Source organism: Butyrivibrio sp. XPD2006, assembly GCF_000420865.1.
GTDB lineage: Bacteria > Bacillota > Clostridia > Lachnospirales > Lachnospiraceae > Butyrivibrio.
On record NZ_ATVT01000003.1, the window covers coordinates 207,365 to 218,726 of the forward strand.

The following is an 11,362-nucleotide window of genomic DNA, read 5'->3' on the forward strand; positions in this document are numbered from 1 at the left end:
CGAGGGGTTTTGTCTTATCACAGTGTGCTTTCCGATAGTATAATAAGAAAGACGGAGGAGAGCACACTATGATAATAAGAAGAGCAAAAGAAGCAGATATAAAAAGAATTATGGAACTGCTGGGACAGGTGCTTGAGATTCATGCAAGCATAAGACCTGACATCTTTGTTTCAGGCACAACCAAGTACAGTGAAGATGATTTAAAGGAAATGGTCCCGGATGACGAGAAACCGATTTTCGTGGCGGCTGATGACAGAGACTATTGTATGGGCTATGCGTTCTGTCAGCTGAAAAACCCTGCATTCACCAGCACAATGGTACCTCATAAATCTCTTTACATAGATGATCTGTGTGTGGATGAGAAATATCGCGGAGAGCACATTGGAGAGAAAATCTTTGAATATGTAAAGAAAGAGGCGAAAAAGCTTGGATGTTATGAAGTGACGCTCTGTGTCTGGAACGGAAATGACGCAGCGGAACACTTCTATGAAAAGATGGGAATGACCACGAAGGAAAGAGTGATGGAGATTATTCTGGAATGAGAGAACGCTTTCAAGATTATCTGAAAAACCAAATTGAAATCTACAAAGGAATTGCTTTCCCGGTAAAATCAGGGCCTCTTAAGAGGCTTTTTACAAGCAAGGTGGATGTTATGAAGCTGCATCCAAATCCTGATGACGAGTTTACAAAACCTGAGGTAGGACCGAGCTATCGCATTATTTCGGAGTACGAGCAGTTTTTCAGGACTAACGTAAATCTCTATGCTGAAGAGCCGCTTATCATCGAGAAGATGCATCCCGACGGCTATATGCTGATAAACGGTCATCACAGATGGGCGGCTTACTATAATGTCGGCAGGAAAAAGGTTCCGGTAAATCTCGTGAATCTTACTCACGATGCAGACATTAAGGAAATGATAAAGAGTGCGGTTCATGATAAGAGGGTTTCTCTTGATCTTGATGAGGTTGTCTTTACTAAGGGTGATGAAGGAACGGTTGAGAAAAAACTCATGTTTCCGTTTAACCGTATGTATAAGGAAGATATCAGGCTTGGAGTGCCGGCACTTTTCCATAATCTTGCCAAGTATGGTTATGATATCTGGGTTTATACTTCACAGTATTATTCAATGGACTATGTCCTTAATTACTTCAAGCATTATCACGTGAAGATCAATGGAGTCATAACAGGTGCCGAAAGGCAGAAATCCTTAAGTGCGATGAGCAGAAGTGATTTCGACAGCCTTATTGCCGACACATATAAATACACGCTGAGCATTGATAATGATTCTGTGGTCAGGATCAATACAAGAACAAAAGAATTCGAAGATTTTGCTATTGATAAACAGAAGGGGAACTGGGCCGATCAGATCATGACAATTATCGGAGGATTCAATGAGGAAAAGACAGAATAATGAAGAAAAGATGAGGGTATCCTTTGATCTGGATGAGGTTCTCTTTGTATATCCCAAGACACACAAGACAGAGCCGGAGCTTAAGTTCCCGTTCAACAGGATATACAAGGAGAGGCTGCGGCTTGGAACACCTGAGCTTATAAACACTCTTCAGAAATTGGGATATGAAGTCTGGGTATACACATCATCTTTTCGCAGTGAAAGATATATAAAAGGACTGTTTCGTCACTATGGCATCAAATTTGATGGTATAATCAACGGGAACAGGCATCTCAGGGAAGTGCAGAAAAACAGCAGTCAGCTCCTTCCTCAGAAGGTTCCGAGCAGATACAGGATATCTTTGCATATCGACGATGAATCCATTATCTGCACTCAGGGGAGAACTTTTGGCTATGAAGCTTATCAGCTGGACGGACCGGATGATGAGTGGAAGGAAAAGATAATAAAATTCGCCGGAGAGGTAAGACACAGAAAAGAACTCCGGGAGGGGATAAAGGATGAAGATCAGGTGGACGGTAACTAAAAAGAGCGTGTTGAGCATAAGCCTTTTTGCTCTGATCCTAAGCGCTCTTATGTGCATCAGTGGATCTGTTATATTTAACCGTGCTATTCAAAAAGAATATAACGCCAATGGATATGTCATCGCGAATATCATTCTCGATGAGATTGACCATGACAGGATTGCTGAGTATACAACCACCTGGAGGAGCGATGACTATTATAAGGAGATGTCATCATATCTTAGAAATATGCAGGAACACTCGGGAGCTGCGTACATATATATTGCCGTTCCCTATGAAGACAAGACTATGCGTTATGTCTACGATCCTGCCACATTTATCGGTGACTCCGATCCAATCTCGGCTTCTTTTGACGAGATATGGACAGCCTACAGGGAGGGAGTAAGGCCAAAGAGCTATCTGATCAGGAAATCCAAAAAGTACGGCTTTTTGACATCCAGCTGTCTTCCGGTTAAGGACAGCAGCGGAGAGGTTGTAGCTCTTTTATTTGTAGACACCAACATGAAAGTGATCCTCTCTACGCTCTACAAATATGTTTTTTATATGGTGATAATAGCGCTGCTCCTTTTGCTCTTGTACATCATATTCAGTTATACAGCTCTGAAAAAGAATCTTATCGGTCCGCTTCTGACCATCAGAAACAATGTCAGCGGATTTGCCAAAAATAACGCTCAGTCGGATGATACCCTGAGTGCCATTAAGACCGGTGATGAACTGCAGGATCTGGCCGAAGAGATTGGCAGCATGGAAAAAGACATTGTGAATTACATTGACGATATCAGGACCATCACTGCTGAGAAAGAGCGAATAAGCGCTGAGCTTGATGTCGCAGCCAAGATACAGTCTGATATGCTTCCGAGTGAGTTCCCGCCTTTCCCGGACAGAAACGAGTTTGAAATCTATGCATCAATGCATCCTGCCAAGGTTGTCGGCGGAGATTTTTATGATTTCTTTTTCCTGGACAGTGACCATCTTGTGATTGTTATGGCGGATGTATCAGGTAAAGGAATTCCGGCAGCTCTTTTCATGGTGAATGCCAAGACCAATATAAAGAACAGAACTTTAAGCGGAGGCAGGATATCGCCTTCAGAGGTACTGTTTGATGTTAACAACCAGCTTTGTGAGGGCAATGAAGCAGAGCTGTTTGTAACTGTATGGCTTGGAATTCTGGAGATATCGACAGGTAAGGTTGTGGAAGCAAATGCAGGACATGAGCATCCTGTGATAAGAAGGGCAGGCGGAGAGTTTGAACTTTCCAAGTACAGACATTCTCCTGCTGTCGCTACTCTTCCGGGACTTAAGTTCAGAGAGAACGAGTTTAAGCTTGAACCGGGAGACAGTCTTTTTGTTTATACGGATGGTGTGACTGAGGCTACCAATGCTGAAGATCAGCTCTTTAAGACAACAAGACTTCTTGAGGCTCTCAATAAAGAACCTGATGCCGATCCGAAGCGCGTATGTGAAATTGTGACTGAAGAAATTGATAAATTTGTGGGTGATGCTCCACAGTTTGACGATATTACAATGCTGAGTTTTAAATATCTTGGCAACCAATAATTTATAGTGTATTATATTCCCTGGCGTAGATGATATGAATTTTTATGCGAGGAATATGTACTATAATGAATGACAAAAAAGAAGCAACTAAACCATATAAGAGGGTGCTTGCCTGGGTCGGAATAGTCGTACTCGTTGGCATGTACCTTCTTCTTTTATATGAAGCACTTACAGGTTCACCTGATACCTACAATGTATTTATAGGATGCGTGGCAGCGACAATAGCTGTGCCTATTCTTCTTTGGCTTCTCATCTGGGCTATTGGTGCTCTGACAGGAAGACATACTGTGGCTTCACTTGATCCGATGACCAGTAACAAGAAGCATGATAAATACGGAAATGTAGTACCTGAAGGTGAGATCGATACTGTCGTTTTTGACATCGGAAACGTGCTCACAAACTTTGCCTGGGATCAGTTCCTTGAAAATAAGGGATATGACAAGGAAATGGTTGAGAGAATGGGCAAGGCATCCGTTTATAGTAAGGACTGGGTGGAATTTGATAAAGGAGACCTCACTACAGAGCAGATCTGTCAGAGATTTGCAGACAATGATCCTGAAATCGGAGATGAGCTCAAGAGCGCATTTTCTGATCTGACTGATGTTGTTACCAAGAGAGATGAAGCTATTCCGTGGATACAGTCTTTAAAGGCAGCAGGATACAGAGTACTTGTCCTTTCCAATTTCAGCAAGCAGGCTCTTGAAGGCTGCAGAGATGCAATGTCTTTTCTTGATGTCGTTGACGGAGGAATACTCAGCTACAGAGATCATGTAGTCAAGCCCGATGAGGCGATTTATAAGCTTCTCATGGAGAGGTATGAGCTTGTGCCTGAGAAGACTGTGTTTATAGATGATACGCCTGCCAACATAAAGACGGCGAGAAGTCTGGGCTGGCACGGTATTGATTACAGGAATTATGACCAGGCTGTAGAAGAGCTTCACAATCTGGGCGTCAGATATTGATAGTTATACTTATTGTTTTGTGTTTTATTACGGAGGATTTTTGCAATGACTAACTGTAACGCGTGCGGAGTACCGCTTGCCGAGGAAGATGCTTTTTGCCCTAACTGCGGAGCAGCTACAGGTAAGCCCAAGATACAGGCTCCCAAAACGGTTATGGATATACAGCCGGACCCGACGATCAGTCAGTCGTCAGTGCCTGTGCAGCCGGTAATGCAGGGACAGACACTGCCTGTACAGCAGCCTGCGATTTTGCCACAGCAGCCAATGGACTGGCAGGCTCAGGCAGCCATGAAGGACAGGGCTCAGAATAAGAGCTATGCGACCGCCATCAAGGTCATGCTTGTTGTGGCCTGCATTGCAGGAGCAACCTATTATCTGATTCCGCTTCTGTGGTGTGTTCCGATGACCATTGTTGCCTGGAAGAAGCTCGACAGAGAAGAGCCTCTCGGAACAGCATTTAAGGTATGCACATGTATTTTTGTCAGCAGAATCGCCGGATTTCTCATGTTTATGATGAAAGATGAGAAGCCTCGCTATATTCAGTATTAAGGGAAAATAATCTGTACTTTTTTAGCTGTAATTGATATAATGATTTTTGATAAACCAACACAAAAGTGGCTGAAAGCCAGAAGGGATGCGGGATTCAATGACCATGGAAAATGACGGAAGTGTCAATGAGAACAGCGTAGAAGACATTGTTTCAAGATACCGTCCTGAGCTTGACAAGTTAGTTCCATATTTGAATTGGCTTAAAGATAATGCAAGCAATGAAGTGGCTCAGAGCTATAGCAATTCTGAACTCAAGTCTATGCCGTTTCCGATTTATGATTCTACATTGCTTTCTTTTGTTAAGGCAGCTCAGAATACGGCTCTTATCGATCGTAACTATGTCTATGTATATTCCAGACATCGTATAAGTTCAGCCAAGGATGAGCTTACCATTATTCATGATGCGCAGATCACAGATATTGATGATCTTGCCGGCATCCTGTCCAAATACATTCTTACAGGTATGACCAAGGGTACTGTGTGGGCTGAGGGAGTCCGCAACGGAGTTTTGTACAACGTGGTCAAGAAAATGGACGAACTCGTTAAATTTTGGGCTGTGAAAACTTGCTGAGGTTTTGTCGAAGCTAGTTTGAACGTGTCCTGGTGAGCGCAGCGAGGCAGAACTTCCTTGTGATAAAGTGAAAAGGTTTTTGGAGGAGAAATGGGAGAGAAGTCAGTCCAGAAGAAAAAGTACATTCTTGAAAAGGCCAGAGCAGTCTTTTCCGAAAAAGGTTTCAAGAATGTTACCATGAAGGATGTTGTAGACGCCTGTGCAATCAGTCGTGGGGGTCTTTATCTCTATTTCTCAAGTACAGAAGAAATCTTTCTTGCAGTTCTTGCAGACGATTCCTCTGAGGATGATGAAGAAGCAGTTGTTGCAGCGCTTTCAGGTGATGCATCCGCCGGCGATATGCTGGCTCTTTTCCTCAAGGAACAGAAAAAAGAAATCCTTAGAAAAAAGAACAATCTCACAGTTGCCACTTATGAGTTTTTCTCTCTTCATAAGGCAGCTGCCAAAGACAATCCTCTTAAAAACCAGTTTGATACAGCTGTAAGGATTGTTGAGAAGCTTATAGAAAATGGCGTTGATAGCGGTGAATTCTATTGCGAGAACCCTGTAGGTTGTGCTCGCAATCTTATGTACGTGGTGGAAGGCCTCAAAATTGCTTCCAAGACCATCGGCGTTACAGAAGAAGCCATTGACAGAGAGCTGATGTATGTATTAGAGGGGTTAGTGCCCGATGAATTAAATAATTAATTAGTTTAAAAAGTGCTTAGTTAATTCTAAAGCACTTTTTTAATAAATAAGTTGTTAGGAAAGAGGAGATTTTATGAGCGCAGTAAGACGAATTTATGTGGAAAAGAAAGCCCCTTTCGCCGGCAAGGCAAAGGAACTTAAGTCTGAGATCAAAGGCTACCTGGGGATAAGGAGTGTTGAACAGGTAAGAATCTTTATCAGATATGACGTAGAGAACATATCCGATGAAGTATTTGAAAAGGCTTGCAGAACCGTATTTTCAGAGCCACCTGTAGATATCCTTTACAGAGAGGAAATTGAGATTCCGGAAAATGCAAGGGTGTTCAGCATTGAGGCTCTTCCGGGACAGTTCGATCAGAGGGCAGATTCCGCAGAACAGTGCGTGCGCTTTATCAAAGGCGATGAGAAGCCTGTTATAAAGACAGCTGTAACATACATGCTGATCGGTAATGTATCTGACGAAGAACTGAAGAAGATTCAGGACTACACCATGAACCCGGTTGATTCCAGAATTGCAGCAGATACTAAGCCTGAAACTCTTGTTGAGAATTACGATGAGCCCGAGGATGTTAAGATCCTCGATGGCTTTAAGGACATGCCGGAAAAAGACCTTGAGGAGCTCTATAAGTCTCTTGGTCTTGCCATGACCTTCAATGACTTTAAGTGGATACAGCAGTACTTCGTATCTGACGAGCACAGGGATCCAACAATGACAGAGATCAGGGTTCTTGATACATACTGGTCAGACCACTGCCGTCATACAACTTTCGGAACAGAACTTGTAAATGTAGAGTTCGGCGACGGCTTCTACAAAGAGCCCATCGAGGGTGCTTACAAGGACTATCTTGCAGCAAGAGATCAGCTCTACAAGACCGATGACAAGAAGAAAGAGAAATTCATCTCCCTTATGGATATTGCGCTCATGGGAATGAAGAAGCTCAAGGCTGACGGCAAGCTTACAGATATGGAAGTATCTGAGGAGAACAATGCCTGCACAGTTGTTGTTCCTGTTGAGGTTGATTACGGTCAGGGACCAAAGACCGAGAACTGGCTGGTATTCTTCAAGAATGAGACTCACAACCATCCTACTGAGATCGAGCCTTTCGGTGGTGCTGCCACATGCCTTGGCGGTGCTATCAGAGATCCGCTTTCAGGAAGAGGCTATGTATATCAGGCTATGCGTGTAACAGGTGCTGCAGATCCTACAGTTCCCGTTGCTGAGACCATGAAGGGCAAGCTCTCACAGAAAAAGCTTGTCAGAGGTGCTGCTTCAGGCTACTCATCCTACGGTAACCAGATCGGACTTGCAACAGGCTATGTCAAAGAGGTTTATCATCCCGGATACGTTGCAAAGCGTATGGAGATCGGTGCTGTAATGGGCGCTGCTCCTCAGGAGCATGTTATCAGAGAGAGCGCAGATCCCGGAGATATCATCATTCTCCTCGGCGGACGCACAGGAAGAGACGGCTGCGGCGGAGCTACAGGTTCATCCAAGGCTCATGACTCCAAGTCACTTACCAGCTGCGGGGCTGAGGTTCAGAAGGGGAATGCTCCTACAGAGAGAAAGCTTCAGAGACTCTTCAGACGTCCTGAAGTAAGTGAGCTTATCAAGAAGTGTAACGACTTTGGTGCCGGCGGAGTTTCTGTTGCCATCGGTGAGCTTGCACCCGGACTTGATATCAATCTTGACCTTGTGCCCAAGAAGTATGCAGGTCTTGACGGAACAGAGCTCGCTATTTCAGAGTCACAGGAGAGAATGGCAGTAGTTGTTGCCAAGAAAGATACAGAGCAGTTCCTTGCCTATGCTGCAGAGGAGAACCTCGAGGCGGTAGAAGTTGCGGTTGTTACCGAGGAGCCAAGACTTGTCCTTAACTGGAGAGGCAAGAAGATTGTTGATATAAAGAGAGAGTTCCTTGATACCAACGGAGCTCATCAGGAAACAAAAGTTAAAGTAGAGATTCCTTCCAAGGATGACAACTACTTTGAGACCATCGCCAGCGAGGGCGCAAAAGAGGCACTTGAAGAAGGCGATGTTAAGAAGGCATGGCTCTCTGAGATGAAGGACCTCAACGTATGTTCACAGAAAGGTCTTGTTGAGATGTTTGACTCATCAATCGGTGCCGGCTCGGTTCTTATGCCTTACGGCGGTAAGTACCAGCTCACCGAGACCCAGACCATGATCGCTAAACTCCCTGTTCTTGCAGGTAAGACAGATACAGTAACCATGATGAGCTACGGCTTTGATCCATACCTTTCAAGCTGGAGCCCATATCACGGCGCAGCATTTGCTGTTACAGAGTCTGTTGCAAGGATTGTTGCAAGCGGTGGTGATTACAGGAACCTTCACTTCACATTCCAGGAATACTTCAAGAGAATGACTGAGGATCCGACAAGATGGAGTCAGCCTTTCACAGCACTTCTCGGTGCTTTTGAGGCTCAGCTGAAGTTCGGTATCGCATCCATCGGTGGTAAGGATTCAATGTCCGGTTCCTTTAACGAGATAAACGTTCCGCCTACATTGGTTTCTTTTGCTGTAGACGTTGCAAGACTTAAGGACGTCATCACACCTGAGCTTAAAAAGAGCGGTAATAAGCTTGTTCAGTTCGTTCTTCCTAAGGACAGCTTTGACCTTCCCGATTACGACAAGGTTTGCGCACTCTTTGGTCAGGTAAAAGAGCTTATGGCAGCAGGCAAGATTGTTTCAGCCTACGCTGAGGATGCTTACGGTATCGCAGCAGCAGTAAGTAAGATGGCCTTCGGTAACGGTCTTGGAGTTAAGATAGCAGACGGCATTTCTGCAAAAGAGCTTTTTGCTAACGATATGGGTAACATCATTGCCGAAGTTCCTGCAGAGTTTGCAGCTGATGCCCTTGCAGTAAGCGGAGCAAGGCAGATTGGTGAAGTAACAGATAATGCTAAGTTTGAGGCATGCGGAGCTGTTATCGAGCTCTCAGAAGCTCTTTCAAACTGGAAAGAGAAGCTTGAGAAGGTATTTCCTTCAACGGTTTCAGATGATAAGAGCGAAGTTAAGTCTGATCTCTTTAAGGCAGAGAGCATCTACGTATGCAAGAACAAGGTTGCAAAGCCTACAGTATTCATCCCTGTATTCCCGGGAAGCAACTGTGAGTACGATTCTGCAGAAGCCTTCAGAAGAGCAGGAGCCGAGACAAACGTTAAGATCTTCAGAAACAGGGATGCACAGGACATCAGAGAGTCAGTTGCAGAGTTTAAGAACGCTATAAACAACGCTCAGATCATCATGTTCCCGGGCGGATTCTCGGCAGGTGATGAGCCTGACGGAAGTGCCAAGTTCTTTGCGACAGCCTTCCAGAATGAGGAGATCAAGGCAGCAGTAGAAGATCTTCTTGATAACAGGGATGGACTTGCACTTGGTATCTGCAACGGATTCCAGGCTATGATCAAGCTCGGTCTCGTACCTTACGGACATGTAACAGGACAGACTGAGAATTCACCTACACTTACATTCAATACCATCGGAAGACACATCTCCAAGATGGCATACATAAAAGTAGTTTCCAACAATTCACCATGGCTCACAGGAGCAGAGCTCGGCGGAGTTTACACAAACCCTGCATCCCACGGTGAAGGAAGATTTGTTGCACCTGACGATGTCCTTAAGGATCTCTTTGCCAAGGGACAGATCGCAACCCAGTACTGCGACCTCGACGGCAACGTAACCATGGACGACGAGTGGAACATCAACGGTTCCTACATGGCTGTTGAGGGAATCCTCTCTCCGGATGGAAGATGTCTTGGTAAGATGGCTCACTCAGAGCGTCACGGAGATGGTGTGGCTATAAATATCTTCGGTGAGCAGGATCTTAAGATATTCGAATCAGGCGTTAAGTATTTTTGTGATTAAGGGATTCAAAGTCACAGGAAGTTCATGCTTGCATGAATCTTCATGTGACCTTGAAGACTTATTAGATGTTTTTGGAGGTTTTTGATGAAGGCGTTTTTGATACTTGAAGACGGAACGGTTTTTGAAGGGAAGCATATCGGAGCTGATAAGGATGTTGTCAGTGAGATAGTTTTTAATACTTCAATGACCGGGTATACGGAAGTGTTTACCGATCCGTCTTATGCGGGACAGGCAGTTTGTATGACCTATCCGCTTATTGGAAATTACGGCGTATGCCTGGATGATATGGAGTCTGAGAAGATTTGGCCGGATGCTGTTATAGTCAGGGAGATGGCAAGGGTTCCTTCAAACTTTAGGTGTGACATGAGCCTTCAGGAGTTTTTGGAGAAGTATGAGACTCCCGGAATTGAAGGTATAGATACAAGGAAACTGGTAAGGATTCTCAGGGAAAAGGGTACCATGAACGGGTATATCACTACCAATGAGAGCATTACTTACGAGAGCATTAAGGATAAGCTTCATGCTTATACAACAGGGGATGTAGTTTCTAAGGTTTCATGCAAAGAGAAGGTGAAGCTCACAGCACCTAACCCAAGAGGCGAGAAGATCCCTAAGATTGCTAAAGAGCAGAACGGCAAAGGCCTTAAGGTTGCCCTTCTTGATGTGGGCGCCAAGAGGAATATTTCTGATGCGCTTCTTGCAAGAGGATGTGAGGTGACAATTTATCCTTACAACACCACAGCCGAGGAGATCCTTGCAGATAAGCCCGACGGAATCATGCTTTCAAACGGCCCCGGAGATCCAAAGGAGTGCACAGGAGTAATTGAGCAGATCAAGAAGCTTTATAACTCGGATGTTCCGATCTTTGCCATCTGTCTTGGACACCAGCTCATGGCCCTGGCAACAGGAAGCGATACCTACAAGCTGCATTACGGTCACAGAGGCGGCAATCATCCGGTAAAAGACCTTGCAACAGGCCGTGTTTATATATCATCACAGAACCACGGATATGTTGTGGATACGGATAAGCTGGACAAAACAGTTGCAGAACCTGCCTTTATGAATGTCAACGACGGCACCAATGAGGGACTTAAGTATGTGGGCAAGAACATATTCACGGTTCAGTTCCACCCGGAAGCATGCCCCGGACCTCAGGATACCGGTTATCTGTTTGATCGTTTTATCAGTATGATGCGCGCTTAAGCTTTAGTAGGAAGGAAT

General features: G+C 44.7%; 10 protein-coding genes. All 10 read left to right on the forward strand.

Features of this window, described 5'->3' with window-relative positions:
* The first annotated feature begins 68 nt into the window (after positions 1-68).
* The 10 genes from G590_RS0104720 (at position 69) to G590_RS0104765 (ending at position 11,344) form a co-directional block, all read left to right on the forward strand.
* Positions 69-542 (forward strand): GNAT family N-acetyltransferase, encoded by a 474-nt coding sequence (locus G590_RS0104720; protein ID WP_022764522.1) that lies wholly within the window; start codon positions 69-71, stop codon positions 540-542.
* Positions 539-1,411: a ParB/RepB/Spo0J family partition protein gene (locus G590_RS0104725; protein WP_022764523.1), complete on the forward strand. Its 873-nt coding sequence runs from the start codon at positions 539-541 to the stop codon at positions 1,409-1,411. Before G590_RS0104720 ends, G590_RS0104725 begins: the two co-directional genes overlap by 4 nt.
* The gene (locus G590_RS18420; protein ID WP_022764524.1) at positions 1,392-1,934 is read left to right on the forward strand and encodes an HAD family hydrolase; all 543 of its coding nucleotides are present in this window, start codon (positions 1,392-1,394) and stop codon (positions 1,932-1,934) included. The genes G590_RS0104725 and G590_RS18420 overlap by 20 nt, the downstream gene beginning before the upstream one ends.
* Complete coding sequence (locus tag G590_RS20430; RefSeq protein WP_022764525.1) at positions 1,909-3,489, forward strand: PP2C family protein-serine/threonine phosphatase; 1,581 nt, start codon at positions 1,909-1,911, stop codon at positions 3,487-3,489. The genes G590_RS18420 and G590_RS20430 overlap by 26 nt, the downstream gene beginning before the upstream one ends.
* Before the next feature lie 65 nt (positions 3,490-3,554).
* Complete coding sequence (locus G590_RS0104740) at positions 3,555-4,451, forward strand: HAD family hydrolase (protein WP_022764526.1); 897 nt, start codon at positions 3,555-3,557, stop codon at positions 4,449-4,451.
* A 45-nt stretch (positions 4,452-4,496) separates the two neighbouring features.
* Positions 4,497-5,000 (forward strand): zinc ribbon domain-containing protein, encoded by a 504-nt coding sequence (locus G590_RS18430; protein ID WP_022764527.1) that lies wholly within the window; start codon positions 4,497-4,499, stop codon positions 4,998-5,000.
* A 97-nt stretch (positions 5,001-5,097) separates the two neighbouring features.
* Entirely contained in the window at positions 5,098-5,571 is a 474-nt protein-coding gene (locus tag G590_RS0104750; protein ID WP_022764528.1) for a hypothetical protein, read from the forward strand.
* Between the two features lie 90 nt (positions 5,572-5,661).
* Positions 5,662-6,258: a TetR/AcrR family transcriptional regulator gene (locus G590_RS0104755; RefSeq protein ID WP_022764529.1), complete on the forward strand. Its 597-nt coding sequence runs from the start codon at positions 5,662-5,664 to the stop codon at positions 6,256-6,258.
* Between the two features lie 73 nt (positions 6,259-6,331).
* The gene (locus G590_RS0104760; RefSeq protein WP_022764530.1) at positions 6,332-10,141 is read left to right on the forward strand and encodes a phosphoribosylformylglycinamidine synthase; all 3,810 of its coding nucleotides are present in this window, start codon (positions 6,332-6,334) and stop codon (positions 10,139-10,141) included.
* Positions 10,142-10,225: 84 nt separating this feature from the next.
* Positions 10,226-11,344, forward strand: a complete 1,119-nt coding sequence (locus G590_RS0104765) for a carbamoyl phosphate synthase small subunit (RefSeq protein WP_022764531.1) — start codon at positions 10,226-10,228, stop codon at positions 11,342-11,344.
* Positions 11,345-11,362 lie beyond the last annotated feature (18 nt).

Coding starts and splice junctions, on each gene's coding strand:
- G590_RS0104720 (WP_022764522.1), top strand. CDS start 69: ATGATAATAAGAAGAGCAAAAGAAGCAGATATAAAAAGAATTATGGAA.
- G590_RS0104725 (WP_022764523.1), top strand. CDS start 539: ATGAGAGAACGCTTTCAAGATTATCTGAAAAACCAAATTGAAATCTAC.
- G590_RS18420 (WP_022764524.1), top strand. CDS start 1,392: ATGAGGAAAAGACAGAATAATGAAGAAAAGATGAGGGTATCCTTTGAT.
- G590_RS20430 (WP_022764525.1), top strand. CDS start 1,909: ATGAAGATCAGGTGGACGGTAACTAAAAAGAGCGTGTTGAGCATAAGC.
- G590_RS0104740 (WP_022764526.1), top strand. CDS start 3,555: ATGAATGACAAAAAAGAAGCAACTAAACCATATAAGAGGGTGCTTGCC.
- G590_RS18430 (WP_022764527.1), top strand. CDS start 4,497: ATGACTAACTGTAACGCGTGCGGAGTACCGCTTGCCGAGGAAGATGCT.
- G590_RS0104750 (WP_022764528.1), top strand. CDS start 5,098: ATGACCATGGAAAATGACGGAAGTGTCAATGAGAACAGCGTAGAAGAC.
- G590_RS0104755 (WP_022764529.1), top strand. CDS start 5,662: ATGGGAGAGAAGTCAGTCCAGAAGAAAAAGTACATTCTTGAAAAGGCC.
- G590_RS0104760 (WP_022764530.1), top strand. CDS start 6,332: ATGAGCGCAGTAAGACGAATTTATGTGGAAAAGAAAGCCCCTTTCGCC.
- G590_RS0104765 (WP_022764531.1), top strand. CDS start 10,226: ATGAAGGCGTTTTTGATACTTGAAGACGGAACGGTTTTTGAAGGGAAG.